The following is a 25,075-nucleotide window of genomic DNA, read 5'->3' on the forward strand; positions in this document are numbered from 1 at the left end:
CAGAAAATGCAGTGGGATATGATCTGTATTGGCATTGCTAAGCAGCCTGAGAAAAGCCACTGAGCAATGCCTGAGATTGGAACCACAAACATGCGCCAAAGCGCATGCCTGCAGTGGAATGACCCGCGATGGTTCAGGACACTGAGGTTGCCTCTTTGTAGTCAACCGCTGCGTTAAACCAGTCGATTAGTTCATCTTCGGTCAACGCATTGAGTTCGGTCAGGCCCCAGCCGGTGTATTTGGCTAAGGCGATAACCATGGCTCTTAAGCGCCTGGGCGGGATACGAGAAAAGCCTGTAAGGTCTCTCTGAGCTTCACAAAGTCGCTCCAGTCAAGCTCTTCGACGATATCCGGTGAGACTTCACACAAATTGGAGAAGTAACGAATTTCACTTTCCGACTCGCTGATATCTGCCTTATCCACCATTAACCGGTCACGTACTTTTGGTCGTCTCATTGTCAGTTCGGCATACTCATGCCCGTCAACCGTAATTGGAAATGCCAGGGTAATGATTTCTTTCATGCTTTTGCTCCTATTATTGTTTTCTCAGTACGCAGGTGGGCACCCCCTGGGGATTAAACCAGCAAGAAGCACCCACCACATCAAGGCAAGAACGCGAATTAAGCGCCAATCGCAGCGCGTAACAGTGCCATTTGATCTGTACCATTGATTTTGCGTACGTCGTTGTACAAATCAATTTCGTAGATCACTTCGTTGTTGATCTCCAGCTTGTACTTCTGCACGGTATATTGCAGCGTCAACTTAGCTTCTTCGCCGTCTTTCCAGTTGCCCATGTCGACTTCTTTGAAGAACCCTTCAAGCGTCACAACCACTGGCTGTGGCGGCTGACCTTGTGCCTGAATCGCACCACGCGCTGTCAATGGCGTTGTTGCACCGCTCCAGTCACCCAGCAGCTTCATCATGTCAGCATTGTATTCAAGTAACGTGATGTTACCTTCCAGTTTCTCAAGCTGGCCCACGTCCAGCTCAATCGGTGCCTGAAAGCCCGATGTCACTTCGCGGGTTTTGACTGTGACTTTTGGCAGCTGAATTTCATCCGCAATGCCCAGGTAGCCTTTGCCGTCTACGAACAGTTTGAATTTTTTAAGGATTTTAGGAGACATTGCCATTATACGATTTCCTCTAGGTAGTTATTTGTCAGAATGCTCTTGAAGGTGATGTGCTCAGCCGGGGTTGGCGGCGTAAAGTCAAAGCTGAAGTAAACCTTGCCAGCCTGGAGGTTTTCCGGTGTATTCAGCTCTTCATCTGCCCAGATCTCGCCACCCAGGATTGCACCTTGCGCTTTCAGGCTGTCCAGGTAAGACTGCACGCTTTGCTTCACATCTTCGATATAGGTTTTGGTGATGTTGCGGTCAACTGCCCACATATGCGCACGCAGTAGTGAGTCATTGATCATATCCGCGGTACGAACCACTGACAGGAAGGCCCATTTCGGGTCACCGGAACAGGTGCGGTTACCCCATAGCTTGAAGCCATTCTGGCGGATGATCGTCGCGACATCATTTTCGTTCAGGTGATTCGCACGCGCTTGTTTGTCACCCAGCTGGAAGTCCACTGGGCGAGCTGTACCGACGATGCCATTCATGGCCGTGTTACTTGGACTCCACCAGAAACCGCGATCGTTATCCGATTTGGCAATCATACCCGCAACACGTGCACTGGCTGGCTCAACCTGTTCGGCTCCGTCTTTGAACACGCGAACATGTGGGTCCACCAGGAATACACGACGTGAACTCTGATCACCCCGATACTCAATGGCTTTCGCATCTGTGGTATTCGGACCATCTGCGATGATCACCGCACGTAGTCGCTCAGCCACACCCACTAATTTGCTGACGACAGGGTTCGCACCGCCATCACGTTGATGCGTGTAACCCGGAGCAACCAGAATACGTGGTGCAACACCCAGTACAGACTCGGCGCCCAAGAATGCAAACACCCCTTTGTACTTGCCATCATCCGTTGAATCGTCTGTCATGGCTGTCATCACAGCCGCTTCATCTGCACCTTCAACACGTACCACAACCACAGCGGCGCCCGCCTGGTCAAAAATGCCACTCAGTGCAGCAGGCAGTGTACCTTCAGTACCCAGCTTTTCTGCCTCACTGCGTTTACCTGCGATTAATACTGGTGTATTGGCCGGGAAAGCGTCTGTATCTGCGCCAGGAGCAGTACCGATAACACCAATAACCGAGCTTTTTACAGTTTTAATAGGACGCGTACCAGATTGCGCCTCGATGACTTCTACACCGTGTAGAAATTCAGACATAGATATCTCCTTTAAAGGTATGTCAATTAGCTAATAAAAAAGCCACAGATGTGCAGCGACAAAACGCAGCACAATTGCTGTGGCTTAAGTTGAAAAATATGTTGAGAAAATTAAAAAATCAGAACTTAGATTTGGATCCCTTCGATGGTTACCGGTTCACCATTGATCAGGTATAAGCCTTCAATGGCGATTGATAATTTGCCGTCTCCGGCCGGGTGCACCGCCACCCCTTCAAGTGCGAACCTCGGCTCCCATTGCTCAAGAGCATTGGAAATGGCAATGGTAATATCACCAACCAGAGAATGTGAAAATGGCCGGTCAATGAGTTCAAATAAACCGCAGCCATACTCGCGACGCATCACCCGACTTCCCTTGGGGGTCGTCACAATATCGCGAATACTTTGTTTCAGATGTTCAACACCCCCCAATGGCTTACCTGTCTTGGCATGCATGCCAATCATGTTTCACCTCCTTTATTACCCACTATGAACTGAGCATACCCATCTTCGAGCTTTGCGTTACAACTACTGGTATCGCCCACTCGGACGACCGCCTTCCCCCCAATGGTAAAGCCCGGTGCACCTTTTGTTACCGTGTGCCCTGCGTGAGGCGGCAGCTTGCTGTCTTTGCTGTGTAAGTGCACGGACAATACGTCACCAACACACAACACGGCATCTTCACCGACCTTAAAGGTGCTTTGCGCTGCGGCCACCGTGGCTGGGTTGTAATCATCGTGCAAATTGGTTTGGGCTTTATTCAACGAAATGGCTGGCATAGTTACTCCTGGGCTTTGATCATCTGCGCATTGAGCAATAAGTTGCCCGTCGCCGTGACAGCAATATTCTGTTCCGTTGAACTGACATTGACCTGCTTGCCCTCTAGCGTCAGAGTTTCTCCTGCCGCAATGCGCATGTTCTTTTCAGCGCTGACAGTAGCGTCATTACCCACTGTAAGGCTGGCATCATTGACGACATTGATTGAGGCGTTATTGCCCACTTCTATCGTGGCGTTAAAACCACACTCGATGTGAATGTCTCTGTCACTGTGTATTGTGATTTTCGCAGTTTCCTCACCACCGGTATCCGGCACATAGAGGTGATAAGCATGGTTTTGGTTGTCATACTCCACCAACGCGCCATCCTGATAGCGGGTGCGATGTACATGTTCACGGCTGCTTGCGGCAGCGTAACTTTCCCCTGCACCTAGCACATGGTCGGGTTTATGGTGATCAGCTGCCGCACTATACACACTGCCCAGGATCACCCCCTGAGCGGTGTCACCACAGGGCGCAAGGACAATAACCTGCTCACCAATTTCCGGGGCGCGCCAGGTCATGTTATGTGCAGCCATGTCGGTCAGCCAGGGAAGTTTGGCCGTGATCCAGTCGCCGATTTTTACCTTTACCCGGGCCGTCTCGTAATCAACCTCGTGCACCGTACCAAGCGTGATCAGCTTGCTTAAACGATGCTGTAAGTCAGATAATGCTAACTCAGATTGAGCAGGATCCAGATTCATAGCACCTCCCCGGCAGGCGTTTGGGTGCTGTAGATTAACTTGTGCTCATAACCCTGCTGCCCCAGATAAACGTCCGTGATGGGCGTGCCAGGTGATTCGCTTTGTTCAACCTGATAGTAAAATGACCAGCTCAGCTGTAACTGTGCTTTAATCCCTTCACTGTGCTGGCTAAACGCAAAGGTCGTTTGCTCGGCAATAAAGTGTTGCCAGTGGGTGGGCACGTCGTCCGCCTGCATCGCGGCTTCGCCTGTGCTGAGTACCTCATCCAGCCGCTCCAGTAGCCTGGCTTTATCGCCATCCATCAACGCAATATCAAGCTGCACGCTCAGCACCCGCCTGTCCAGCGGGTTTGGGCTGAGATTTTTGTTGTACGCCGGTCCATAGCTGACACCTTTATCGGTGCCTTTACTTTGCAGCTCGCTGGCCTGTCGTTCCTGTTTAGGCGTGACAGTTAGTTGCGCTTGCTGGGTCAGGTCCGGGGCAACCTGGCTCGGGATTAGGTAATCCACCTGAGCCACCTGTGCCAGGGACGTCGTCAGGCGCTCAAGCACCTGGGTGATTAAGGTCGTTCGTTGCATAGACTTGCTCTTAGATTAAAAAGACTCGAAGACAATCAGTGAGTCAGGGCGGGCGACGTGCCCGAAGGGGACGATATTACAGCTCGGGTTTGACCGGCCAGGCGACTTCGTTTGGCGAACTAAATGCCTGCGGTAAATCTCTCAATGCCTGACGGTATTGCTTCAGCTCTTCAGGGATCGCGCCTTGTGTTTCCTGATACTTCAGTACTAACCAATCCGTTGAGCGCAAATACGCATCGCGCATTACTCTGATTGAGTGCCACTGACTCTCATCTGCTAGTTGCTGAACGGGCATTTGCACTTCGTTTTCTTCTGTGTCCATGTTTACTGCTCCCATGTAGGTTGGTTTTGACTGATGCGCTCTGCACTAGGGCGACCACGTTCCGACGTATACTCAGTGCTTACGCTAATAGCTCGGGATGCGCCGCAGTGGAATCTTGGGTCAACTTTAAGGGTTAACCTCGCGATTCCCGAGTCATAGCCCTGATTAATTGCCCTGAAATTCACAGGGACCGACGACCCTGCCAGATCCGGACCCAGAGGAATTTCTTTGTCAGGGTTATCCGGCTCTGAAATAAACAGGCTCAGATGGTTATTGTGGACAATATTTTTTGCTTCCATCACGGCAGAAACACAGTCCGCAAATGAAGTGCCAGTAAACACCAGGCGCTCGGTGTATGCGGATGCAAACATCCCTCGATGGGTCATAATAACTTCGCATTTAAAGTAGTCACCGGGTGCGCCGAAACCACCGCCATTTCGTGCGTCAAATTCAAGTAAATTGATGTAGTAGGGCTCCTGTGGCGCGGCGCAACGCGGAAAAGCAGCATCCGGTCCATCAGCTGCTGTATACCCACCATTACCAAGCGTAGTCGCAAAAAAGTAACGCTTTATTTTGCCTTGTTTATGAACATCCAAGCCGTTAACCAGTTCAGTATGGCCACTTTTCCAGCTATTAAACTCAGACTGGGCCTGAGCCATCTCAGTATTGAGCGACGCTTCAGCGTTTGTTACACGGGCATCAACCTGCGCTAGCTTGGCATTCAGTGTGGTTGTTATTTCACCGGCTTTATCGGCCACAGTCTGGCACAATGCGTTGGCACGCCCTGCGACCTCTGTTAGTTGCTGCGAGATTGGTTTAGTTTCAGTTGTCATATAGTCTCCTTTAAACTTTGTAAGTCTCTTTTATCAGGCATGTTCCAGGGCCGTCAGTCGCCATTCTTGTGCAATCTGGCGATGCATTGTATCTAACTGGACCAGGGCCAGCTCGGCCAGTTCGTTGTCGAGGATCAGGTTGAGGTTATCAACGCCAAGTTTGACCTCAACACTGTCAGAGGGCAGCTGTGTCAGGCTCAGGGTGAGCCACTGCAGCACCTTGACATCCGGCGTCCGGTACCCAAGCGTAGTATTGGGTTTTGAGTAGACGCCCAGTAAAATAAGCTTGGGCTCCCCGTTTGCCAGCTTTTCGCCGGAATCCAGAAATACGCCAATTTCGCCAATGGCGTATTCCAGCGGTGCCTCGAATTTGGCGGCCACTTTCAGGCTGCTGCTTTCACCGTCGGTATAATCCGAGTCGGCAATTTCCACCAGCTCTTTTTGAGCGCGCAGCGTGGTTTGATTTTTCGACGGGGTGTAGCTTGCATCGCCAAAGGCCATATGGCTTATTTGCCCTTTAAAGCCTCTGGCGCGCGCCGACAACAGCGCATCCAGCCCCACCTGAGTAAATTGCAAGGTTAATGCTGACATTAAGTCACTCCTTGGAAATGAAAAGATTGAATATTCAGGGCATGAACACCAGAAAATAGCGCCAAGTGCCCGGCCGATGTATCGGGGGTTACACCAACACCGTCGACCGCAATGCGGGCATTATTTAACGACTGCAGCAGCCCATGGGCGGACAGGGTGCCGCAACCAGAGTCCGGTTTAATCCCCTCGCCCTCTGCGCGCCAGCGCTGACAATGAAGTAAATGTCCCGCCGCGATTATTGCCACCGAGCCCGGAGTCGGATCAGGCGTGATGCCTACTCCCATCGCTTCATAGTCAATGAGGGTCAGCGGCGATTGTGCCGCCCCGAAAGGTGCCAGAGATTCGCTTAATGCTATACCCAGCTGTAAATCAACATGAATCGCGCCGCGCTTGACGGCATTGATCACCCGGCGGATTTTTTTCAGCATCCGGGGAGTCAGCAGTCCTTGCTGTTGGTCGTCCAAATTCTGATTCACCAGTGCCCAGACTTTAATCGTCCCGGGCGGCATGACCTCATCTGAGGGAGTGTCCGCTCCTTCGGACTGCCACCATTCCTTGATCTCAGTAGCAATATTTAAACTGTCGAGCGCTTTTTGCAGCGCGTAAGGGGTGCCCTTGTACTGGTGCACCGCAAAGGCATCACGGATAACCTGGCGTTTGAGTGTTTCTGACCAGGCTTCATCCCATTCATCCACCGACATCGCCCAGGCCAGCCAGGGTAACAGGGCCGCTGGACACAGCATGGGATCCCAAAGCGCACGAAGCAGCAAGCGGATATCCTGTAAAATACAGGCATCCTGCAGCGCCCGGCGCTGTGCTTGTTCATCCAGGTAGTGGTGCCAGTTAGGGATCTTGAGTGCCCGGGCAAGCTCAGCTAGCTTAGCTGCCGGGCAAATCGCCTGGTCCCATAGTAAGGTCAGTAGCAGACTGATATCCGCACTAACAAAAGCTCGGTCGGTCGTGCTATTTAACCGCCACTGTGTGGCAAGGCGCTGACGTTCTGCCTGGCTCCTGTTGCTGATATTCAGCGTATCAAGCAGCAAAGCCCGTACCTGATCTGGTCTGACTATCTCATCCGCAACCGCCCGGCTCAGCGCCGATGCATTGGTTGGCAATAATTCATTCATCTTTGACCACCACAGTCACTTGCGTATGCTCGCACCAGGCCGACTGAGTCTGTGTGACAGACACATTGCTGGCGGGAGACAGCAAGTTCACTTCGTCTACCCCTTCTCGATGCAGCGCCGCAAACAAACCAGCGCGGGTTACTTTTTTGCCCAACGCTCTGCGACTTGTCAGGTAGGCTTGCAATGCGTCTTCGGCCGCCAGCCGGATAGCTTCGGCAGACGGCCCAGGTAACACAATCAGCTGGGCGTTAACCGTAAAGGGCACAATTTGTGCGCCATGCACAGTTACTCTGTCTCCCAGAGGTCTGACTTGCGAGGCCCCCTGGTGCTCCCATCCCTGGGCCGCAAAATGTTTACCCACCTTGTCGAGCAAAGCCTGCGTGGGCGTACCGTCCCCTTCGTTACTCAAAATGGTCAGGGTGATCTCGCACGGCGCCGGACTGCGCACCGTCACATCCCGAATGGCCGGGTCGAGCGACAAAGTATGAAAGGTATAGGCCGATGCGCTGCCCGCGGTATTTAACCCATCAAAGGCCAGCTGAATACGCTGGCGAAACCGGATGTCGCTTTCACCGTCGCCGCGCAGCAGGTTATAGCGCGATGCGATGGCATCCAAATCTGCGCCACTGGCTGTTGCCAGCATCATTCCTTTGACCGCATCATTTACCTGCTGAGTATTCAGTACCTGCTGGTAAGCCAGCGTTTGCAACAAGGGGGTCAGCGGGTCGCTTTCCAGTTTAAGGGCTTCAGCATACTGAGGATGTAACGCCAAAAAACGCTGTTTGATTTCACTAAACTGCTGCTCGAAATCCACATCCTGTAGCAGGTCCGGCAAAGGCACCCGAGACAGGTCTGGTGTTGCAAATTGGCTCATCTCATCCTCGGTCTTTACAATAAGGGTATAAAAAAACTCGATTTGGTCCTGCATCAGTGCAGCACCGCATCGGGTTTATCACGGGAAGTCTGTTTTTAATCTCTGTTAGCTTTCTCAAGCTTAGGTGTATCTTACTGATTTTCTGGAATTAAAAACGGTCAACTTTGACCGGTTTAAATGTCACAGAGTGAGCCACTGTTAATCAGGCATAAAAAAACCACCAGTCGTAATACGAGCCAGTGGTTTTTAACTTGCGGATTATTTAACTACAAAAATAACAGTTACCTGGTTGCTTGACTTAACTTTCTCAAGCTTAGGTATATCTTACTGATTCTCAGGGCAGAAAACCGGTCAATTCTGACCGGATTGAGTATTTTCACGTTTTTCATGCCCGACAGCAGCAAAGTTACAGCGCTGCTGTAAAACTGAATGCATCCAGCGCTTCAATGGAAGTCAGCTCTGTAACCTGTTGTTCCGCTTCATCACTTTTCTTGCGCAGCGCTTCGCGTTTTACCAGTTCAGCCCGCAGTGATACCGTTGCTTCCTGTTGCTGTACATCATCGCGGCTAAGCTGTGCCATGAGTAAATGTTCCTGAACTTTGGTCACACGCCACTGCTGCGCTTCCAGACAATCATAAACGGCGCGTTTAATCTCACGAATCAGCGCAGCCTTGCGTAAAGCAATGGCGTCTTCGCTTTGGTTAGGTGGCTGGTAAGCAGCGATAAAGGCCTCGACAGACGCTTCATCCCAGGTTTCTCCCGTGTGCGGATGCACCAGCCAATAGTTTCCCTCAATCTTCATGCCTTTATCGGCAAAATATTCGCAACTCATGATCTCTCCTTAAAATGCGCGACAGGTACGGCCAAGGCCGTATTGGTTGTACAAATAATGCTCATTGAGCAGGCCAATATGATTGTAGGGATTTATACAATTTATGGACCCAGCCACAATACCTGCATCATAACCAATATTGTCAGCCTTGGAACGATAAGAATACATTCCAAGGAGTTCACCATCCTGGCTCTCCAACGCCACTGTGACTTCTCCCTCACTATTAGTCATGCCGGTTGAACTGGGAGTCCGATAAGGTTCAGAACTACTCATAAAGAAAAAGTTAAGCGGCTCAAGTCGCTTTTCAGCTGTGAAACGATAATGGGCGCTGTATTTAGACCCCCCCATTTTTACCACGTTATTAAATACCCCAAAGAACCCGTAGTAGCTGGCGGCATAGCTGCTTAGCTTTGATTCACTGCCTGAATACCTGTTCATTCCATAAGGATGATCCACCAAGTGATGAATGAAATTAACCGTTGTAAAATCTCTTGCATCCACATAAGCCTGCAGTTCAGCCTGGTTAGCAATCGCTATATTGGTAACGACATTGCCATCCCGGTACTTCTCAATAAGCAACGAAGTATTTTCATCTACCATAACTAAACAATGTTTCACATTATCGTATAACACAGCAACACTGGCATAGTTATGGCTGGTATTAGTTGATACGCCATACTGGTCTATTGCATTCAGGTTTTGCTTAGGCTTAGTCAATGAAGTGAATCCCTGTGAACGTACAAACACGCCGCCATAATTTACAGTGGCTGTTGCCTGCGAATCTTGAGTGCTGTATACCACGTCATAGTCGATATCAGCAGGGTTGTCTTTTGTTCCCAATGGTAAAAAAGCGCTTGCACCATACATATACACTTTACTGGTTGGATTTTGCGCAAAGACATTCGAGTATAAATAACTCGTACTGGTGGTTACTTTAGCGCTGCCATTGTCTTCAAGCATCAAATGCTCAAGTCTACATTGTTCCTGGTCAGCTCCGTGGGTAAACCCAGGGCGAACCAAATATGTTTTACCACTATGGTCATAGACAGCCAAAACCGCTGTAGAACGTCTGTACTGGGCATTTGAATGAGCAGTCTCCAAAGGTACCATCCCAAACAAAGGCTTGATCTGATTAGAGAAAGCCCTCCCCTGCAAAGCTTCAACCCGGGCGAGACTCGGTGCCATTGCATCCAGCTGATCCAGCTTGGCCGCTTTCCCTTCAAGCGCAGCGCCATTGTCGTTAAGGGTCTGCGCCGCCTGCTGCAGGCTGGTCTGGCCGACCTGAGCGGCCTGTTGCAGCGCCGTCGTGGCATCATCTATATGTGATTCGGCCACTGCCACAACAGCCTGTTCCAGTTTTTCGTTGTCGGCCAGTTTCGTGATTGCATTGCTAACCAGCGCCTGCTCTTCAGCGCTAAGCGGTTGTTCGCCTTGCATGTCGGCGACTAATTTGTCGACCATGACCTGCACAGCAGTTTGTATACTTGCCATAAATTCCTCGTTGAATGATGTAGAAAGTAAATGAAGGGGCCTGCACTAGAGCGCAAGCAGGGGCTCACCCAGCAGTTGGTTCAGACGGCTACGGCGCAACTTCTCCTGCACCGCCTGATACTGTTGCTGTTGAATGTGTTGTTGCTGATATAACTGCATATCTACTGCCGTCAGGGCACTGGCCAGCCGCAAGACATCCTGTTGCAACAGGTTGTCCGGGTGCGGCAGCGGCAATGAAAAATGCGTGGTTACTGGATTATTCATACCGCCTCCTTAGATAGAAAATGCCCGCAAAGCACGTACCCTGGGCCGTTCGGTGTGACTGCCCGACAACAGCAACTTCACCCGGGCACTGCGCTGTGTCAGGTTATCCAACTGATAGTGACACAACTGCCAGCCCTCATCCGCGGCCTGCGCCGATTTCAGTGGTACCTCTGCCCAGGTGTCGCTCTGCTCAATCAAAACTGTGACTTTCGCCACACCGGGCAGCTGGGCTTCAAAACTCACTTTCAGGCTGCCATCCAGTTCACAGGGAATCGCCCGGGTCACGTAATCGGCCTGCTCTGCCACCTTGCCCAGCGCCGTCTGTACGCTTTCAAACAACACCGGAGACTGAGTCGCCGTACCGGTCAGTTTGGCACTGACGCTGAGTGTTTCTGTGGCTTTATTGGCAAGTCGTACTGACTGCAGCTCCTGCAAGCTGAACGTACCTGTACTTTCTCCTGAGAACTCAAGTTGTAGCTGAGTGTCACTGCCCGGGCGCTCCGCAACGGCCAGCGCCAGCAAGTCTGTGTGGCTATCCAGTGCCACTTCGCCCAGTGCAACCTGGCGCTCGGTTTGAGTGAAGCGCGCTGCTTTGAGACGAAATGCCAGATCGCGATTCTGGTGCGGTGTCCAGGTGGACGCATTACTTGAAGATAACAGGACACCCACCTGATAGGGCTGACTGGTTACCCAGCCGCTTTGGCTGTCAAACTTACCCAGCTCAGCAATCGCCACTTCATGTTCAGCGCCATCCGTGAGGACCACCAGCGCATACTCTTCACCAGCATTGAGCGACACCGGGGTAAATTCAAATAAAGTTGGTTCACCAGCGAGCTTGATGTCGCCTTGCTCTAAAGTCGCCTCAGCCAGCACCGTCTGATTGGGGATCCCCAGCTCGGTCTCACGGATCTGCACGCGGACCGCTTCCTCACCGGTCTTTTTAAACCACAGCTCAACTGCGGCTATGAAACGGCGCTCTGGCAGGGTGAAGGTTTGCGCCAGCGGATCGTAGCGCACCGTCACAATGGAATTGATGCGCCTGACCGTTTCGCTGCGAATGGTGGCATTGCCGGTATAACGCGCCTGCCCCACCGAGCCCTTTGCGCCACTGAAGCGCACATCTTTACTGCCCACCGGCACATTACCGGGGATCAAAAATCGGCCACGTACCTGACCATTATTGTCTGCCTTGATCATTAAACCTCCTGAGCCTGGACACTGATCCCATCAAAGGTCACCCGGTCCAGGGTTTCCAGCGGGCCAAATCCGGAAATGGTAAAGTTCACCCAACGTGAACGCATAAACTGAGCCTGACGCGTGGTCCGGTTCAATACCTGAGTACTGGTGCGAGTGCGGGTTAACCTGCGTAAGCCCCGGCCAATATCAAAGCGCCGGGTGATTGGGCTGGTCCAGCTGCGACTTGTCTGGGTCCAGTGGTCAACACTGGGTGACAAACGTACAGTGGCAGGGATAGGTTCAACCGCCTGGTACGGATTCACCTTCATACTGCCGGTTTGCTTGGTTTGCGCCAGCACGTCTTCAAGTTCATAGGGCAAGGTCAGCACACTGCCGGTCGGCAAAGACAGTTCAACAATGTCGGCACTCAGGGGTAAGATCAGCTCACCATCAACAATGGCAGCCGATTGTTCAACGCCTGCGTCGCGCATATCGTCGTCAATGAAGGGATCGACAAACACACCAAACTTGCTGGCGGATTCTTCACTGTTGGCGTCATTACGCAGTCGCTCAATCGCCAGCAACTGATACAAATCACTGATCTGAGACTGCATTTGTTCCAGCTCAGACATAGACACCGCTCTGACCGCCAGGTTTTCAATCTCCGGCGCCTGTTCGGCGTACCAACTCTGACTTACCTGCGCCAGTGGCAAATGGTTGGCAGGCACTTTAGGTGCTACGGGCAACTGGTGGGCAGGTTGGCCTTTAATACGTTTAAGCTGGCCAAAGCGGTCCAGTACCACCAGGTCAATGCGTGGCCGATACCACTGATAATCGACTGTGATCAGCGCATTCTCGACCAGTTCACCCTGTGGCTGCTGTTTTTGCAGAGTAAAACCGAACTCATCATGGTCTATTGCCACCTGAGTACGAAAGCGATAACGCACCTCAAACTGGCTGCCGGGTGCAGGCTCCGCGCCACTAAGTTGCCAGCTGATGTGGTTACGCAAAAACAAAAAGTCGACTCCGGCAACAAACGTGGTCTCACCCTGCGTCACACTGAGGATCTCCAGCACCGATTCATCCGGTAGCAAATCTTCACCGCCTGCCAGCTGAGCACGGGTTATTGTGGCGCTTTTTTCGATACTGACATTCACTTCTTCCACCGCTTTCACCGGGAAGAAATCCAGATCAACCCGCATACTGCGTGTGCCATCGTCCGACGCCGGAACACTGATAAAGGCTTTAGGCTCCTCCCTGACCGTGCCTATATCAGGATCCCAGTTAAAGGCGGTGCTGCGCGCAGTATCAAAGGCCACTTCATAGCCCTGAATATGTGCCTTACCTTCTTGCAAGCTAAAGACCTGCTGGTCGGCTTCGCGGTCACGATAGCTCAACGCCATGCCTTCAACGACATAGCTGCCGCCATTGGCTTCACGGTCATAGCGGGCCAGCGCCTGAGTCACGGCATCCAGCTGAGGCGGTGGCTGTTTAATGATCAGCACTCCCTCTTCGATGCGGTGTACCGGGTAAAAAGCATCTTCTTCAGCCAGGGCATCATCTCGCAACCCCCACAGGCAATGCTGCTGTAATCTGGCAGCACCAGGCTCATCGTAATTAAGGGCATTCACGGCTGGATCTCTGAGCCCCGGGTCTTCCACTTCCGTTACGACACTGTGGGTCAGCCAGACACCAATATCCACCGGGCCTTGCAGCGCAATGGTGAGTGTGGCAGCAGGCAGGCTTCTGATATGACCATCCAGATAAACCTGAGCGGCGCTCAGTTGCGTCTCACCCGATTGTGTATCGATAACCACATCACCGCCAAAGACCAAATCACCATCTTTGAGTAAGACATCGGCAATGCCTTTAACCTGATGCTGAACCTGCGACTGTAAGTCGTTCAGTTCCCGGCTTTGTAAACCACGCCCGGAGCGAAACAGCAGCCGTTCATAGCCGCTGGCTTTGTCATAATTGTGATAATAATCCTGTAGCATGGGCTCTCCTAAAAACTCATCACAAATTCAAAACTTTCCCGCACTCCTGGTTCCCTGACCAACGGTGCCCGGTGGTCCAGTAACAGCAGTGTGCCTGGTGATACAACTTGATCCGGCGAAACATACACCTGCCCGCCAGGTACATCTGTCGTGAACGTGGTGCCCGAAAAGATCCCCAGCTCGCGTATGGTTTCGCCCTGCGCATCTTCGAAGTCAAAAATAAACTGGCAATAAACATGACGCGTTGGCTCAGCACAGTGGCGGTAACGCGCGCCTTGTACCTCAATGTCGCCTTGTTCATCCGGTTCGCAAAAACCTTGTATTTTCACTTTGCGATATCCCAGGGGATCAGCTAGTTGTGCAGCACTTATGGGCTCGGATGGTGGCGTCTGCCAGTTGCCATCACCGCGGCCCCATGCCAGATAAAGTGGGGTTTGGGCCACACTACGTGCAAGCAGAGTGCGCCCGTTAAAGGTGAAAATAGACAATGTAACTCCTTGTTTTGAAAGTTAGGTAAGTGAGTAATGACACTGGACAAGCTGAGGTGTCTGGCTGTCTGACCAGCTCACCGTTGACCAACTTCCCTGCCAGAGCCCGGGTTGAGTGTGAATGTGGCTGGCAATCGCGCGTTGATGCGAAATACCTGCCTGAAGTTGGCAAGTTAGCGGGACACTCAGTACCAATGCACCCAGGCGGTGAGCATGGAGATGGCCCCATAGTTGTCCTCGCTTGCGTAATGCGCCGCCCTCACTGTGCGCAGATACATCAGTGCGTTCACAGTGGGAACGCTGGCGAGACAATCTCACTTTTTTGCCATCTTGCAGGGTGTAGTGAAAGCCAGACTGATCACTGAGTAAATCGCCAAACTGACTCGAAGACAGAGCCAGTTCGCGCAGATCAAGCTGATAGGTAATGCGAACCAACTGGCTTCGAGCCGGTGCACTTAACTCACTCAGTTGCGCCAGCCGGTTGAGTTGCCACTCTCCGGGCACGCTGTCAAGATGCAGCTGGTAGCGGTAAAAATGCCGACGTGATTGCGACTCCTCAATCTGTAATAAAGGTACACCGAGCCAGCCGACCGCCATGGCCAGACTCGCCCGGGTACCCCGGATCCGTTGCCAGCTCAGTCCCTGCAACAACACCTGATCCAAATTGTCCAGATAGGGCTCCAAAGGATCTAAGCCATATTCCCATACCAGCCAGGGCAGCAAATCCGGATTTGGATGAGACTTAAAGCCGCGTAACAACGCAATGCCGGCTTCCAGCGTCTGGGTAAGTTGTCCATGCTGATCTAAAGCCCACTGCAGCGCGGTATGATTTGGCGGGACTAATGGCGTGTTCGGGGTCAGGTTTTCAGACATAGGTTTACCTGCTTAAGCTGAACATATTGATTTGCCGCAACCTCAACCAAAGTAGCAGGCGTAAGGATCTCAACATGCTTCACACCGGCCACGTGTAACTGCGCACTAAGCCAGCTGGGGGTCATCACAGTGCCCAGCGCCAGCTCTGTCTGCCAGGCTGCAAAAAGCTTAGCCTCCAGCTGTTCAAACACCCGTAAAGGCGTATTCGGGTTAAGGTAAATATCAGCGCGGACATCCACCTCAATGGCCTGGGCCAGCTCCACATCCACCGCATCGGTCAGCACTTTAACCTCATCACTGAGCACATAGCTGCGTACCTGCTGTAAAGCTGTTACGGGATCCAGGTCCGGATGAAATAACACTGCCACCCGTACCTTACCTGGTTGAGGGCTGTCTACTTCCACGTCGCGAATCGCACTGGGGGCAGCACTCAGTGCCGCATTGCGATAGTGGTCTTTACTGCCGGCCGTGCTGGATGCCAGGGTCTTTTGCCGGATCCGCTGGCGAAATCCGACGTCTGCTTCATTGGCCGCCCGCACTACACCATAAAACAACCCCAGCTGGTCCAGATCGGCGTCCTGTGCTGTTGCCAGTAAGTTCGACTGCACAGCTTCGTTAATGCGCTGACGCAGCAGCAATTCGCGATAGCTTTCGACCTGCAAGCAGACCGATAATGGCTCACTTTGCAGGGCCAATGCCTCTGCATACTGTGGCGCAAGGGCTTTAAACCGCGCTACCCGCGCCTGATAAATTTCTTCAAATTCAATAGATTCTAAAATATCGGGCGCTGGCAGCGCCGCAAAATCGAAAAGGTCGGTCATGAAGAGCCTCAAAGGGAGAGTACCGGCAGCGTCAGAAGCTGCCTTTGAAGTGGTTCAGAAGTGGAGTGATTAGGGCGCCAAAATCTCGGAAACCCCTTTAGCGCGGCTTTGAATTTCGGATAAAACCACCTCGGTCCCTTTTTGCTGATAGGGAAAATACAAGGTGCCAGAATCAACCTGCTCACCGATTGTACCAATGAGATCGACACAGCCTTGCGCCGTCGGTTTAATATCCTCCAGAGTGCTTGCGCTGGCAATCGCAGAAACCAGTTTGGAGAGCTCCACCAGTAACAAGTGAGCCGTATCTGAAGTCGTGCCTAACAGTGACTCACTGTCGCCGACTCGTTGCGTGATTTGACCACGCTTGACCTGTTTTTCCAGGCTTGCCAGCATGGCCTGATGTGCTTCTGGGGTTGGAAATTGATCCATTTCGATACTCCTATGCTTTGATATGCGGATAGTTAACAACGCGGTCAACGGCAAATGTGGCATTGCCACCAAAATCGACAATATTCTGTGGTTGCTTGTCAGACGGAACCTGAGTACTGACAGCGTTGACAAAACGAACAAAAAGCCGTGTATAGGGGTGCAGCCCAGCAATGCTCACACAGGGGATCGTCAGCATTTTAGCGCAGCTATTCCATCCACCGATTGTATAAACAGTTGCGCCCTGGGCTTCTATGGCAGCATTAAGCTGCTCGCTGTTCGCATGTTCATTTGCCAGCACGAACTGCATATTGGAACGACTCCAGTCCGCGGCATACTGGGTGGGAGACTCTGAGTAACCCGGCTCATAGCTGTAGCCATTTTTTAGATGGACTCGCGTTAAAGCACCCGCTACCGGGTACTGGTGATAGCCTATGCCAGTCACAGGGACAAGTTTCCATTTAGACATATGTGGCTGCTGTGGATCAGCTTCAATCTCCAAAGATGTTTTGGAGTGTGCAACGCCATCAAAATAATTGATACGCATATCCGAATGACTGGCAGCCAGGTTAGCGATGGCCTGGTCCATACGTGCCTCAGCACTGGCAACTGTGGCGTTAATCGCAGACATTTTTCCGGTGACGGTTTGGGTCAGCGTGTTGTTTGACGCCACCAGCTCTCCATTGGTTTGCTGCAACGCTGCGATACGCTGATCCAGCGACATAGTTTGTGAATTACTCATAGTTACACTCCTAGTTCGAGTAAACGGTCGTTAAATTGAATTTGTCTGTGGTTTGACTGCAGCTGGGCAATGGCCATACTGGTTTGCGCCTCTGTCATGGCCACAAATTCGGGGGTGTGAAACAGGTTCAGATCCCCACTCGTATTGACGGTCAGATGCTCATAGGGTACTGCCGTTAATGTCAGGTCAAAGCCCTGCACAACACGGGCAACCGGGGTCTGATAAAATAATACGTGCTCCGGATGCGACCAGATGGCAAACAGCGTTTTCTGGGCATCATCGGAATGATCGTTCAGATAAAAGCCCACTTCACGGACGGCATATTCATTATCGTCAGAGAACACACCGGACAGATGAAACTGGCCGTCGCCGATCACCCGGCCATCACTGACCAGCACATTGTTACGTTCATTTTGCAGGCGCGTCTGGGTGCGATTGGGCACATAGCCTTTGTCACCGACGCCGATGCGCCCGATCTCTAATTGAATGCCATGGATCTGCGCATTCACGGCGGCGTTGATCCCCGCCTGGGTAATAATGGGTGTATAGATACTCATAGATTGCCTAAACAGTTGTCATCACGACCTGCTGAAATTGGGTTGTCGCTATTGCACTGGCAACCCAGATAGCCTCTGCCAGCTGCATGTCTATTGCCTGATGCATAACAGGCGTAGCCACTGACAGCGACTGAGCAACGCAGGCCAGATGTGTTGATGAAGGTGAAAAAGTAAAATCGTAGTGCTGATGCCATTGACCAGTCTGGGCACTGACGGCATCCGCACCTGCGCCCAGGGCCAAACTACTTTGCTGCATAACCCCAACACTAAATTGGATCTGGCTGCGACATGGCTTAGTGGCCGCCACGGTTTGCCACAGCTGGGCCTGAAGCTTTGGCGTCAGTAGGGTGTTTCCCTGTGGATCCAGGTTTTCATGGGCCAGTGCCAGTAGCTCAGCACTGTGCGGCACACCGCCGGTTTGCCACCACTCTTGCAACTCAACACTGGCATTCAGGCTGCTCAGAGACCGCTTAATAGCCCCAACGGTGCCTTTGATCCTGTGATTCGGCACACTGTCGGCAATCACCTGACGCTGAATATGCTCGGGCCAGAGGCTGTCCCAGCTATCCACGCTGAGCCCATCGGCCAGCCAGGGCAAAAAATGCGCCGGGCAGCGCCACGGATCCCAAATTTGCGAAATGGTTACTGGCACCTTAGAAATACGACGTCCGGCCTCATCCAGTGCTTGCTCAAACTCGCTCGTCTGACAGGGCAACAGTGATTCAGACATGCTCGCCTCCGATATCGACTTCAATCCCGGAGCAATAAGCAGCCTCATCCTGCCCCACCGTGATGTCCCACTGTGGTTCCAGTAACTCAACTCGCTGAACCCCTTCTCGATGCAATACTGCGTACAGGGCTGACAAAGAAATGTCATGGCCGAGTTTGCGATGATCAAGCAACCAATCAGAGGTGGTCTTCAATGCTTCCTGCTTAATGGCGTCGCCATCCATACCTGGATACAAATATAAACGGGCGTGAATGGTAAAATGACGGATCAATGCCGGTTTCACCCTCACCCTATCGGTCAGCGGACGGATCTCATCCTGGTTGAGATAGGTCTGGACTGTATTCAGTAAAGCAGGCGATGCCTGCCCGGTTCCTTCATCACTGAGAATGGTTACCGCCACATCACCCGGCATGGGGTCACTCAGTCCCGCACTTGATGTACAGTTCAATACAAACGCGCTTGTTGCAGCATCGTCCGCCACCGCTGAGTGCTCAAATTCAGGCGCGCAGACATACACATCCCGTACGTTTGGCGATGCTTTCATAGCATGAAACACGTAAGCGCCGGCCGGTCCCGCAGTGCTGAATCCTTCCAGCGCCAGGCGAACTCGTTCGCGATAGCGCTCATCACTTTCGTACTCGGATGGTACTGGCGGTGTTGCAGAGGCATCACCTGACGAGAGCAGCGCACGGCTGACACCAAAGCGCGCACCCAGGTAATCCAGCTCAGCGCCGCTGGCTTTGGCCAGTAACACGGCTTCAGCCGCCTCATTAATGCGCTGCCTTATTAGCATTTCCCGGTAGGCAAAGGCTTCAATGAGCTTAATGGCAGGGTCACTGGCATAATCCAGCCCTCCCCCGTCATAGCGCTGTGAAAAGTCCGCCACGATGGCCGTTTTTATCTCATCAAAGCTCAGCGGCTCTATCAGTTTTGGTGCAGGTAAACGTGCCATATCTATGGCACTAAAATTGGTCAGAGACATAGCAGCTCCTGATATTACAAGTTTGGAAATTAAAGTAGAGGGCAGCGCAAGAATGCGGCGGGCGGGCGAGAATTACAGCAGATTGTTAACGCCATTGGCGCGGTCAATGATCTCCTGTTTTACGGTGTCCAGCCCTTTGCTTTGATACGGGAAAGTCAGCTCACCCGTTGCCACCTGGCCTTCAATATCACCAATGGTGGCTTGTAGTGAAGTCACAGACGCTTTCACATCGTCCAGGTTGTCGGCTTCTGACAGTTTGTTGACAAAGCCGCTCAATTCATTGAGAAGCAGGTGCGCAATGTCGGTTGCAGTGCCAGTTAATGATGCAGTGTCAGCAACATGAAAATTAACTTTGTTACGCAATGCATTTTTCGCCGAAGCTACCCGAGTATCAGACATTTGGTCCGGGTTAATGGTCAGAAAATTATCCGTCATAATTTACTCCTTATAGCTGTTCCACATCGGATTCAATCACTTCAATGTCACCACTTCTGAATAAGCGACCGTTTCCTACTCTCATCGCATCTACACTGAAAGTTAAAAAATGCTTTTGAGCAAAAGACAATCGGCAATAAACATGATCATCACTGCCTACATAGAGGGTTGGTAGATGAGAACCAATGGCTTGCTCATTGATTAAGTCACCGTATGTTGCGTAGGCATAACCAACAAACGTTGCATCAACAACTTTCGCTTCATGGTAGGCGTAACCCCGCACTTTAAGATGAAACATTTCATCCATCGTTTTTACATTCAGAGGCAGGCGTAAATGGACAGTCGTTGGGCCAGAACCACTCGTAAAAAATTGCGCAATACCAAAAGACAAAGTGCCCTTGCCTCCATCACCAATGACAGTTAAATCATCTAAAGAGCTGTCAACCCTGGCCTTTTGCTGTGCAACAAAGCTATTCACTTCCGTCATTTTGCTGCTGACGGTGCTATCAATACTCTGAATTTTGTTGTCTACCGTACTGGTCAGCGATTCTGAGGCTTCAACCAGGCTGGCAATGTCGTGTTCTAATGCCATATTTTTCTCCGTTTAAAATTGGAATTAAAAAGTTAAATAAAATTAGGTTCTTGGAAACTGTGCTTTAATGGCGTTACGTGCGCCCAGCCAGCGCTCACGGGCCTTGCCAGCCTGCGGGCTATGTTCACCATACTCAGCGCACGCCGCCAGAAACTGAAATGCCAGGCCGTCACTGTGTTGTTGATAAGCCTGCATACGGGCGGCATCAACGTGTGCCTGATGTTGCAGTGCTTTGGCTTGTTTGAGTAATTTAATGGCTTCTTCGGCCAGCTGTTGTGCTCGCTCAGGAGCCGTGCTGTATTGAGTCATAGAGGTGCCTCCTTGTTTGTTCTGGCCAGGTGCCTAAAGCACGCCCTGATCCATCAATGCAAATTTCAGTTTCAGGTGACGATGCATGTTGCCAATTTGTGCCGAGCCCATTTTGGCCAGCTCAGGCGCGACCAGAATGTTGAGCTCAACGCCCTGATCAATCACCGTGATTGAATCAGATGGCACACCCGTAAGGGCCAGGTCAAACGCCAGCAGCAATTCAACATCATTGGATTTATAAGCGATAGACTCAGTTGGTGAGGAATATACGGCGAATAAGACATGCTGAATTTCGCCATTGACTTCCTCTTCGGTGTAAAAGCCGATTTCGTTAACGAAAAACCCCTCTCCTGCGATAGGCTCGGCGTCACGCACCGTCAGATGTAACTGTTTACCATCGGCAAGGGTTTTGGCACTGGCCAGATCGAGCCTATACTTTTCATCCTGCAGTCGTGTGATCCCCTCATGCGGCTGATAGCTGCCACTGCCCAGACCCACTTTGCTGATTTTGGCTTTAAAGCCACCTTGTTGCGCCCTGAAAAGCGCCGATAAGCCCGTCGAGGTGATCACGGGCTGTAGTAAAATACTCATTGATAAAAAGCTCCTTTACGCAGATACGCCAAGCGTGCCGTAGCAACGCACCGCACTCACCCGACGGCGACTGATGTGCATCACCGCAGCGGCGCAACTGCGATTGTTAATAAACTCATCGGGAATTCGCTGACTCGTCAGCCCTCTCAAGCGAACGACCTGCACGGGCTTGCGCGTCATGCACAGTCCCTGCCGTAAACCACATTGCCAGGTTCGGTGGCGCAGTTTATCCACCCCAGCGCGGTGCCTGAGCACCTGATAGCGCGAACGAGATAAGTTGCCAGCCAAAGTCAACCCAACCTGGCTGTCACGTTGTTTGGCTTTATCGCCAGTGCAGGGCCCCACGGCCGCATACATCCGCTTGTGTGTGATCGGGTGGACGGTGGCACCCGCCGCTGCGCCACTGGCCATTTTCACCCCAACCAGAAAGTCAAAGTGGGCCTTGTGTGGCTTAGTCTGATTAGTCACCCGGTAAATGGCGTCGTACAGGGCCTGATCGAGCTTGATAGCTCTGCTGGTGTATGGCAGTGCATTGGCCCAGGCGATAAACACAAAGGTATGCGGCTCCTTGCTTAGGTACGGGGCCAGATAAACATCATCGGTATCCTCAAACCACTCGAAAAACTCCAGCTCCAGGCCCAGAGAAGACAGCGCCCGCTTGACCGATCCCACCGTCCCTTTATGTTTGTGGATGGGGACTGAGCGAGCGATCAATGCCCGTTTGCTCTCACTCGGCCAATTTTCGTCCCATTCGTCCACTGACAAAGCCCATGCCAGCCAGGGTAACAAAGATTCCGGGCACCTTTGTGGGTCCCATAACTTAGCAACCTGCTCAGGTACAACCCCACGCTTAGTACACTGTGTTACTTCACTTAAGCTGCGTTCCAGTGCGCTCGCACCAGGTGGCAACAATTCAGCTGAAACTGCCATTGCATCCTCCTATAAAAAAGACAGTTGCAGCGACAAACTGACGGCCTGTGTTGCCTCAGGCGTGATATCATCCGAAGGCGACAAAAGCTTGATTTTGCGCACCCCGCCCTGGTGCAACATATCGATAATGGCTGAATGCGGGATCTCTTTGCCAAGGCGGGTATGTGCGTGATTGAAATCATCCATGGCCGTATCAATTGCCAGCCTGACTCGCGCCTCATTGACACCCGGGTTCAGGTAGATATGCGCTTCAACCACCACATTGGTGGGCCGTGTGACCGTTACCCGCACCAGATCCGTCAATGGCCGAATATCCTCATGGTTCAGGTGTGCTGACACCGCCGCCTGCACTGCCGCCGGATCAGCCCCCAACTCCGTGAGCACCGTGACCTCCACCACACCCGGCGTGCTTGAGGCCACATGCACATCCCGCACTCGCGTGTCAGCCGACATTGCCTGGAACTGATACGCACCACAGGTGCCAGCCATACTGTGGCTTTCCAGTGAAAGTGGAATACGTGCACGGTAACGTTCATCGCTTTCTCCTTCTGAGCGGGCAACACCAAACAGCGCCCCGAGGTTATCCAGGTTGCTTCCGGTTGCAAAAGCCAGCATCACTGCCTGTGCAGCATCGTTCACTCTTTGCCTTAGCAGCAGTTCCCGATAGGCGGCCACTTCCAAAACTTTAACTGCCGGATCCGATTCCAATAGCGTGTGTTCGGGCAAGCGTTCCGTTATCGCTGCCATGAGCGCCTGGCGGATCTCGTCGTAATTTAGTGTTTCTATCACCGCCGGTGGCGCCAGCCGTGAAAGGTCAATCGCGGTATTCATAAGTCAGTTCCTCGGGCAAAGTAATCCCGCCCAAATCGTGTTGTCAGGTTAGTTCAGTAACAGTGGGCGTGGCGGAGTGCTTTGACATTGACGGGGTTGTCTGATGCGCGTGGTTTGCATCAGCCGTTCTGTCAGCTAGCCGTTATTGCGTTTTGCACTCAACAGGGCGTCGAGTTTTTTATCGATAGAATCCAGGCGCTTTTCAATGCGCTTCTGATCCTCTTTGCGGATCTGCTTTAGGTGCGCCAGCTCCTGAGAGTTTGTGGTGATCCGCTTGTCCAGATCATTCAGATATAAAATCCCTGATACCAATAATGCAATGGTGGTCAGGATATGAGCCAGATTCAGCTCCTTTTTCATTTGCCATTGTTCGGCCTGCATAGTGTGGCCACCTCCTCATTCATAGTTACCCCCAGTAAGTTACGACTGCCACTGACCACTGAGCATTTGCTGAGCCAGCTCCTGTGCCCGCTCCGGGACTTGGCGTGCCCAGCGACTATCGAGCATTTCCAGTGCCGCGCGTTCAAAGTCGCCACACTGCACAGCCTCAAGCATCTTATTGAAGCCCATCAATCCCTGGATACCTAAATTAAACGCCATATTCGTCAGTACAGCCTGCCTGGCCTCGTTGCAATGCACAATATCAATGCGGCGGCGCACGCCGGCCTGTGCATTGGCAACATCCTGTGCCAGCAACTGCTCGGCCTCTTCCTCTGCAATGCCGTTCTGTTCCAAATTTCTGCCATAACCTATGGTCAGCTTGCCCGCCGTACAGTAATAAGGGAAGCGGCGAAACCCTTCGTGCTTTTTTACTTGTTCAACCGTGTTCATAATGGTCATAATTGCTCCTTATGGATGACATAAACTCTGGAGCAGGCTTCTTTCTGCTTTTACCAGCCAAAATTCCAGTGACCGCTTAGAGTCAAATCCCAATGTTTTTGCGACCAGAGCAATATCCCCTTCAACCAGATATTTACCTCGTAGCGCCCGAATACACTCAGGTCGCAGTTGTGCAATACACTGCGTCAGCGTTTCAATCTCTTCTGGCACCGTCATCATGTCGCTGCTGGAGTAACATGCACTGGAGTCGCCTATCCGCTCAGTCACAGCCTGACGGCTAAACCCTTTACCCAGTTCTTTAGTGCGCCAGAATCGACCCCAGCGCTTTAAAGCGGTGCGTAGCTGCTTAATGGTTGGTTGTGTCATCATCATTGATCTTTCCTATTACTTCTAAAATATCGAGCGAGTAAACATCCTCCACCAGACCGACTACGTCGTTCCACCTTGGGCTGTACTCTTTGTTTTCCCAGCGTCTCAATGTGCGCTCTTCAACACCATAGTGCGCAGCTGATTCGGCCTGAGTGTAACCTCGAAGACGTCGGGCATATCTCAGGATATCGGCACCTAACGGTGTTTTTCTGTGCTGCGTTAACCGCGGCTTTGCATGCATAAATTGCTTCATCGTTTTCCTTATACTGGTGAAGTCATTTGACAGACAAAACAGCGCCCTGTATGCGGCTCGCGATTGTGGCAGGCAGTCACAGACAACAGTGGTCACTGTTAGTTTTTCTGGTCATTGAATTAAGCGGATGCGTGAGTGAACCTGGTAGGCTGTTCACATAAACCATGTAACATCCGCTGTTATGGGCGTGCCGGCGCAGTCATTGAAGTAATAATGCGCTGATGCAAAAACCGCATCACGTGTTTACAAATCCTTGTTATAGCTTTGTCAAGCTTAGGGCTATAATACCTTTTTCATCGCTGCAAAACAGGTCAAAAATGCCCTAACAATTATAAAGTTAAAATTTCCCCTCACTTCTTCTGGGAAATGTTTTATGAGCAATAAATGCAAGAACAATGTTTAACATGTGTAAAATT

General features: G+C 51.7%; 36 protein-coding genes. All 36 read right to left on the reverse strand.

The features are described from left to right. Positions 1–133 precede the first annotated feature (133 nt). Entirely contained in the window at positions 134–259 is a 126-nt protein-coding gene (locus MHN33_RS23915; RefSeq protein WP_257721227.1) for a hypothetical protein, read from the reverse strand. A 5-nt stretch (positions 260–264) separates the two neighbouring features. Further along, complete coding sequence (locus MHN33_RS16080) at positions 265–522, reverse strand: phage tail assembly protein (RefSeq protein WP_239399271.1); 258 nt, start codon at positions 520–522, stop codon at positions 265–267. Positions 523–620: 98 nt separating this feature from the next. Continuing rightward, positions 621–1,130: a phage major tail tube protein gene (locus tag MHN33_RS16085; RefSeq protein WP_010385144.1), complete on the reverse strand. Its 510-nt coding sequence runs from the start codon at positions 1,128–1,130 to the stop codon at positions 621–623. Continuing rightward, positions 1,130–2,290 carry a phage tail sheath C-terminal domain-containing protein gene (locus MHN33_RS16090; RefSeq protein ID WP_239399273.1) on the reverse strand — a complete coding sequence of 387 codons (1,161 nt, stop codon included), beginning with the start codon at positions 2,288–2,290 and terminating at the stop codon, positions 1,130–1,132. Before MHN33_RS16090 ends, MHN33_RS16085 begins: the two co-directional genes overlap by 1 nt. Before the next feature lie 125 nt (positions 2,291–2,415). Beyond that, complete coding sequence (locus MHN33_RS16095) at positions 2,416–2,751, reverse strand: GPW/gp25 family protein (protein WP_239399275.1); 336 nt, start codon at positions 2,749–2,751, stop codon at positions 2,416–2,418. Then, entirely contained in the window at positions 2,748–3,065 is a 318-nt protein-coding gene (locus tag MHN33_RS16100) for a PAAR domain-containing protein (RefSeq protein WP_239399277.1), read from the reverse strand. Before MHN33_RS16100 ends, MHN33_RS16095 begins: the two co-directional genes overlap by 4 nt. A gap of 2 nt (positions 3,066–3,067) precedes the next feature. Further along, positions 3,068–3,805 carry a phage baseplate assembly protein V gene (locus MHN33_RS16105; protein WP_239399279.1) on the reverse strand — a complete coding sequence of 246 codons (738 nt, stop codon included), beginning with the start codon at positions 3,803–3,805 and terminating at the stop codon, positions 3,068–3,070. After that, positions 3,802–4,383, reverse strand: a complete 582-nt coding sequence (locus MHN33_RS16110; RefSeq protein ID WP_239399281.1) for a hypothetical protein — start codon at positions 4,381–4,383, stop codon at positions 3,802–3,804. The genes MHN33_RS16105 and MHN33_RS16110 overlap by 4 nt, the downstream gene beginning before the upstream one ends. Positions 4,384–4,459: 76 nt before the next feature. Continuing rightward, positions 4,460–4,705 (reverse strand): phage tail assembly chaperone, encoded by a 246-nt coding sequence (locus tag MHN33_RS16115; RefSeq protein WP_239399283.1) that lies wholly within the window; start codon positions 4,703–4,705, stop codon positions 4,460–4,462. Positions 4,706–4,707: 2 nt separating this feature from the next. Continuing rightward, complete coding sequence (locus MHN33_RS16120) at positions 4,708–5,538, reverse strand: hypothetical protein (protein ID WP_239399285.1); 831 nt, start codon at positions 5,536–5,538, stop codon at positions 4,708–4,710. A gap of 33 nt (positions 5,539–5,571) precedes the next feature. Then, complete coding sequence (locus MHN33_RS16125; RefSeq protein WP_239399287.1) at positions 5,572–6,129, reverse strand: phage tail protein; 558 nt, start codon at positions 6,127–6,129, stop codon at positions 5,572–5,574. Then, positions 6,129–7,256: a phage tail protein I gene (locus MHN33_RS16130; RefSeq protein ID WP_239399289.1), complete on the reverse strand. Its 1,128-nt coding sequence runs from the start codon at positions 7,254–7,256 to the stop codon at positions 6,129–6,131. Before MHN33_RS16130 ends, MHN33_RS16125 begins: the two co-directional genes overlap by 1 nt. Further along, positions 7,249–8,130, reverse strand: a complete 882-nt coding sequence (locus MHN33_RS16135; RefSeq protein ID WP_239399291.1) for a baseplate J/gp47 family protein — start codon at positions 8,128–8,130, stop codon at positions 7,249–7,251. The genes MHN33_RS16130 and MHN33_RS16135 overlap by 8 nt, the downstream gene beginning before the upstream one ends. A 406-nt stretch (positions 8,131–8,536) precedes the next feature. Beyond that, the gene (locus tag MHN33_RS16140; RefSeq protein WP_239399293.1) at positions 8,537–8,962 is read right to left on the reverse strand and encodes a hypothetical protein; all 426 of its coding nucleotides are present in this window, start codon (positions 8,960–8,962) and stop codon (positions 8,537–8,539) included. A 9-nt stretch (positions 8,963–8,971) separates the two neighbouring features. After that, positions 8,972–10,453, reverse strand: coding sequence for a hypothetical protein (locus MHN33_RS16145; RefSeq protein WP_239399294.1), 1,482 nt, complete (start codon positions 10,451–10,453; stop codon positions 8,972–8,974). 45 nt (positions 10,454–10,498) lie between these two features. Beyond that, the gene (locus tag MHN33_RS16150) at positions 10,499–10,717 is read right to left on the reverse strand and encodes a hypothetical protein (RefSeq protein WP_239399295.1); all 219 of its coding nucleotides are present in this window, start codon (positions 10,715–10,717) and stop codon (positions 10,499–10,501) included. Between the two features lie 9 nt (positions 10,718–10,726). Next, positions 10,727–11,914: a hypothetical protein gene (locus MHN33_RS16155; RefSeq protein WP_239399296.1), complete on the reverse strand. Its 1,188-nt coding sequence runs from the start codon at positions 11,912–11,914 to the stop codon at positions 10,727–10,729. After that, positions 11,914–13,890: a DUF4815 domain-containing protein gene (locus MHN33_RS16160; protein ID WP_239399297.1), complete on the reverse strand. Its 1,977-nt coding sequence runs from the start codon at positions 13,888–13,890 to the stop codon at positions 11,914–11,916. Before MHN33_RS16160 ends, MHN33_RS16155 begins: the two co-directional genes overlap by 1 nt. Positions 13,891–13,898: 8 nt before the next feature. Then, complete coding sequence (locus MHN33_RS16165; RefSeq protein WP_239399298.1) at positions 13,899–14,378, reverse strand: hypothetical protein; 480 nt, start codon at positions 14,376–14,378, stop codon at positions 13,899–13,901. Between the two features lie 21 nt (positions 14,379–14,399). Next, positions 14,400–15,251, reverse strand: coding sequence for a phage tail protein (locus MHN33_RS16170; RefSeq protein ID WP_239399299.1), 852 nt, complete (start codon positions 15,249–15,251; stop codon positions 14,400–14,402). Beyond that, positions 15,236–16,072: a baseplate J/gp47 family protein gene (locus MHN33_RS16175; RefSeq protein ID WP_239399301.1), complete on the reverse strand. Its 837-nt coding sequence runs from the start codon at positions 16,070–16,072 to the stop codon at positions 15,236–15,238. The genes MHN33_RS16170 and MHN33_RS16175 overlap by 16 nt, the downstream gene beginning before the upstream one ends. A 69-nt stretch (positions 16,073–16,141) precedes the next feature. Further along, positions 16,142–16,501 carry a hypothetical protein gene (locus MHN33_RS16180; RefSeq protein WP_239399303.1) on the reverse strand — a complete coding sequence of 120 codons (360 nt, stop codon included), beginning with the start codon at positions 16,499–16,501 and terminating at the stop codon, positions 16,142–16,144. A gap of 10 nt (positions 16,502–16,511) precedes the next feature. Next, a complete protein-coding gene (locus tag MHN33_RS16185) occupies positions 16,512–17,240 on the reverse strand; it encodes a hypothetical protein (RefSeq protein ID WP_239399305.1) in 729 nt (242 codons plus the stop codon). A gap of 2 nt (positions 17,241–17,242) precedes the next feature. Next, positions 17,243–17,797 (reverse strand): phage tail protein, encoded by a 555-nt coding sequence (locus MHN33_RS16190; RefSeq protein WP_239399307.1) that lies wholly within the window; start codon positions 17,795–17,797, stop codon positions 17,243–17,245. Positions 17,798–17,804: 7 nt separating this feature from the next. Beyond that, a complete protein-coding gene (locus MHN33_RS16195) occupies positions 17,805–18,527 on the reverse strand; it encodes a phage tail protein I (RefSeq protein ID WP_239399309.1) in 723 nt (240 codons plus the stop codon). Then, the gene (locus MHN33_RS16200) at positions 18,520–19,509 is read right to left on the reverse strand and encodes a baseplate J/gp47 family protein (protein ID WP_239399311.1); all 990 of its coding nucleotides are present in this window, start codon (positions 19,507–19,509) and stop codon (positions 18,520–18,522) included. The genes MHN33_RS16195 and MHN33_RS16200 overlap by 8 nt, the downstream gene beginning before the upstream one ends. Before the next feature lie 72 nt (positions 19,510–19,581). Continuing rightward, positions 19,582–19,944 (reverse strand): hypothetical protein, encoded by a 363-nt coding sequence (locus MHN33_RS16205; protein WP_239399313.1) that lies wholly within the window; start codon positions 19,942–19,944, stop codon positions 19,582–19,584. A 10-nt stretch (positions 19,945–19,954) separates the two neighbouring features. After that, positions 19,955–20,536, reverse strand: coding sequence for a hypothetical protein (locus MHN33_RS16210; RefSeq protein WP_239399315.1), 582 nt, complete (start codon positions 20,534–20,536; stop codon positions 19,955–19,957). A gap of 42 nt (positions 20,537–20,578) precedes the next feature. Further along, a complete protein-coding gene (locus MHN33_RS16215; RefSeq protein WP_239399317.1) occupies positions 20,579–20,845 on the reverse strand; it encodes a hypothetical protein in 267 nt (88 codons plus the stop codon). Positions 20,846–20,878: 33 nt separating this feature from the next. Beyond that, positions 20,879–21,436, reverse strand: a complete 558-nt coding sequence (locus MHN33_RS16220; RefSeq protein ID WP_239399319.1) for a phage tail protein — start codon at positions 21,434–21,436, stop codon at positions 20,879–20,881. Between the two features lie 15 nt (positions 21,437–21,451). Further along, positions 21,452–22,366: a phage tail protein I gene (locus tag MHN33_RS16225; RefSeq protein WP_239399321.1), complete on the reverse strand. Its 915-nt coding sequence runs from the start codon at positions 22,364–22,366 to the stop codon at positions 21,452–21,454. A gap of 9 nt (positions 22,367–22,375) precedes the next feature. Continuing rightward, the gene (locus MHN33_RS16230; RefSeq protein WP_239399323.1) at positions 22,376–23,197 is read right to left on the reverse strand and encodes a baseplate J/gp47 family protein; all 822 of its coding nucleotides are present in this window, start codon (positions 23,195–23,197) and stop codon (positions 22,376–22,378) included. Between the two features lie 135 nt (positions 23,198–23,332). Next, positions 23,333–23,578, reverse strand: coding sequence for a hypothetical protein (locus MHN33_RS16235; RefSeq protein WP_239399325.1), 246 nt, complete (start codon positions 23,576–23,578; stop codon positions 23,333–23,335). A gap of 39 nt (positions 23,579–23,617) precedes the next feature. Then, positions 23,618–24,037: a glycoside hydrolase family protein gene (locus MHN33_RS16240; protein ID WP_239399327.1), complete on the reverse strand. Its 420-nt coding sequence runs from the start codon at positions 24,035–24,037 to the stop codon at positions 23,618–23,620. 9 nt (positions 24,038–24,046) lie between these two features. After that, on the reverse strand, positions 24,047–24,409 hold the full coding sequence (locus MHN33_RS16245; RefSeq protein WP_239399329.1) for a hypothetical protein: 363 nt from the start codon (positions 24,407–24,409) through the stop codon (positions 24,047–24,049). Further along, positions 24,384–24,659 carry a helix-turn-helix transcriptional regulator gene (locus MHN33_RS16250; protein ID WP_239399331.1) on the reverse strand — a complete coding sequence of 92 codons (276 nt, stop codon included), beginning with the start codon at positions 24,657–24,659 and terminating at the stop codon, positions 24,384–24,386. The genes MHN33_RS16245 and MHN33_RS16250 overlap by 26 nt, the downstream gene beginning before the upstream one ends. Between the last annotated feature and the right edge of the window lie 416 nt (positions 24,660–25,075).

This window comes from Pseudoalteromonas sp. OOF1S-7 (assembly GCF_022347765.1).
GTDB lineage: Bacteria > Pseudomonadota > Gammaproteobacteria > Enterobacterales > Alteromonadaceae > Pseudoalteromonas.

What these genes read in the sequence shown, in the direction of transcription:
- MHN33_RS23915 (WP_257721227.1), bottom strand. Translation starts at nt 259, where the DNA reads ATGGTTATCGCCTTAGCCAAATACACCGGCTGGGGCCTGACCGAACTC.
- MHN33_RS16080 (WP_239399271.1), bottom strand. Translation starts at nt 522, where the DNA reads ATGAAAGAAATCATTACCCTGGCATTTCCAATTACGGTTGACGGGCAT.
- MHN33_RS16085 (WP_010385144.1), bottom strand. Translation starts at nt 1,130, where the DNA reads ATGGCAATGTCTCCTAAAATCCTTAAAAAATTCAAACTGTTCGTAGAC.
- MHN33_RS16090 (WP_239399273.1), bottom strand. Translation starts at nt 2,290, where the DNA reads ATGTCTGAATTTCTACACGGTGTAGAAGTCATCGAGGCGCAATCTGGT.
- MHN33_RS16095 (WP_239399275.1), bottom strand. Translation starts at nt 2,751, where the DNA reads ATGATTGGCATGCATGCCAAGACAGGTAAGCCATTGGGGGGTGTTGAA.
- MHN33_RS16100 (WP_239399277.1), bottom strand. Translation starts at nt 3,065, where the DNA reads ATGCCAGCCATTTCGTTGAATAAAGCCCAAACCAATTTGCACGATGAT.
- MHN33_RS16105 (WP_239399279.1), bottom strand. Translation starts at nt 3,805, where the DNA reads ATGAATCTGGATCCTGCTCAATCTGAGTTAGCATTATCTGACTTACAG.
- MHN33_RS16110 (WP_239399281.1), bottom strand. Translation starts at nt 4,383, where the DNA reads ATGCAACGAACGACCTTAATCACCCAGGTGCTTGAGCGCCTGACGACG.
- MHN33_RS16115 (WP_239399283.1), bottom strand. Translation starts at nt 4,705, where the DNA reads ATGGACACAGAAGAAAACGAAGTGCAAATGCCCGTTCAGCAACTAGCA.
- MHN33_RS16120 (WP_239399285.1), bottom strand. Translation starts at nt 5,538, where the DNA reads ATGACAACTGAAACTAAACCAATCTCGCAGCAACTAACAGAGGTCGCA.
- MHN33_RS16125 (WP_239399287.1), bottom strand. Translation starts at nt 6,129, where the DNA reads ATGTCAGCATTAACCTTGCAATTTACTCAGGTGGGGCTGGATGCGCTG.
- MHN33_RS16130 (WP_239399289.1), bottom strand. Translation starts at nt 7,256, where the DNA reads ATGAATGAATTATTGCCAACCAATGCATCGGCGCTGAGCCGGGCGGTT.
- MHN33_RS16135 (WP_239399291.1), bottom strand. Translation starts at nt 8,130, where the DNA reads ATGAGCCAATTTGCAACACCAGACCTGTCTCGGGTGCCTTTGCCGGAC.
- MHN33_RS16140 (WP_239399293.1), bottom strand. Translation starts at nt 8,962, where the DNA reads ATGAGTTGCGAATATTTTGCCGATAAAGGCATGAAGATTGAGGGAAAC.
- MHN33_RS16145 (WP_239399294.1), bottom strand. Translation starts at nt 10,453, where the DNA reads ATGGCAAGTATACAAACTGCTGTGCAGGTCATGGTCGACAAATTAGTC.
- MHN33_RS16150 (WP_239399295.1), bottom strand. Translation starts at nt 10,717, where the DNA reads ATGAATAATCCAGTAACCACGCATTTTTCATTGCCGCTGCCGCACCCG.
- MHN33_RS16155 (WP_239399296.1), bottom strand. Translation starts at nt 11,914, where the DNA reads ATGATCAAGGCAGACAATAATGGTCAGGTACGTGGCCGATTTTTGATC.
- MHN33_RS16160 (WP_239399297.1), bottom strand. Translation starts at nt 13,890, where the DNA reads ATGCTACAGGATTATTATCACAATTATGACAAAGCCAGCGGCTATGAA.
- MHN33_RS16170 (WP_239399299.1), bottom strand. Translation starts at nt 15,251, where the DNA reads ATGTCTGAAAACCTGACCCCGAACACGCCATTAGTCCCGCCAAATCAT.
- MHN33_RS16175 (WP_239399301.1), bottom strand. Translation starts at nt 16,072, where the DNA reads ATGACCGACCTTTTCGATTTTGCGGCGCTGCCAGCGCCCGATATTTTA.
- MHN33_RS16180 (WP_239399303.1), bottom strand. Translation starts at nt 16,501, where the DNA reads ATGGATCAATTTCCAACCCCAGAAGCACATCAGGCCATGCTGGCAAGC.
- MHN33_RS16185 (WP_239399305.1), bottom strand. Translation starts at nt 17,240, where the DNA reads ATGAGTAATTCACAAACTATGTCGCTGGATCAGCGTATCGCAGCGTTG.
- MHN33_RS16190 (WP_239399307.1), bottom strand. Translation starts at nt 17,797, where the DNA reads ATGAGTATCTATACACCCATTATTACCCAGGCGGGGATCAACGCCGCC.
- MHN33_RS16195 (WP_239399309.1), bottom strand. Translation starts at nt 18,527, where the DNA reads ATGTCTGAATCACTGTTGCCCTGTCAGACGAGCGAGTTTGAGCAAGCA.
- MHN33_RS16200 (WP_239399311.1), bottom strand. Translation starts at nt 19,509, where the DNA reads ATGTCTCTGACCAATTTTAGTGCCATAGATATGGCACGTTTACCTGCA.
- MHN33_RS16205 (WP_239399313.1), bottom strand. Translation starts at nt 19,944, where the DNA reads ATGACGGATAATTTTCTGACCATTAACCCGGACCAAATGTCTGATACT.
- MHN33_RS16210 (WP_239399315.1), bottom strand. Translation starts at nt 20,536, where the DNA reads ATGGCATTAGAACACGACATTGCCAGCCTGGTTGAAGCCTCAGAATCG.
- MHN33_RS16215 (WP_239399317.1), bottom strand. Translation starts at nt 20,845, where the DNA reads ATGACTCAATACAGCACGGCTCCTGAGCGAGCACAACAGCTGGCCGAA.
- MHN33_RS16220 (WP_239399319.1), bottom strand. Translation starts at nt 21,436, where the DNA reads ATGAGTATTTTACTACAGCCCGTGATCACCTCGACGGGCTTATCGGCG.
- MHN33_RS16225 (WP_239399321.1), bottom strand. Translation starts at nt 22,366, where the DNA reads ATGGCAGTTTCAGCTGAATTGTTGCCACCTGGTGCGAGCGCACTGGAA.
- MHN33_RS16230 (WP_239399323.1), bottom strand. Translation starts at nt 23,197, where the DNA reads ATGAATACCGCGATTGACCTTTCACGGCTGGCGCCACCGGCGGTGATA.
- MHN33_RS16235 (WP_239399325.1), bottom strand. Translation starts at nt 23,578, where the DNA reads ATGCAGGCCGAACAATGGCAAATGAAAAAGGAGCTGAATCTGGCTCAT.
- MHN33_RS16240 (WP_239399327.1), bottom strand. Translation starts at nt 24,037, where the DNA reads ATGACCATTATGAACACGGTTGAACAAGTAAAAAAGCACGAAGGGTTT.
- MHN33_RS16245 (WP_239399329.1), bottom strand. Translation starts at nt 24,409, where the DNA reads ATGATGATGACACAACCAACCATTAAGCAGCTACGCACCGCTTTAAAG.
- MHN33_RS16250 (WP_239399331.1), bottom strand. Translation starts at nt 24,659, where the DNA reads ATGAAGCAATTTATGCATGCAAAGCCGCGGTTAACGCAGCACAGAAAA.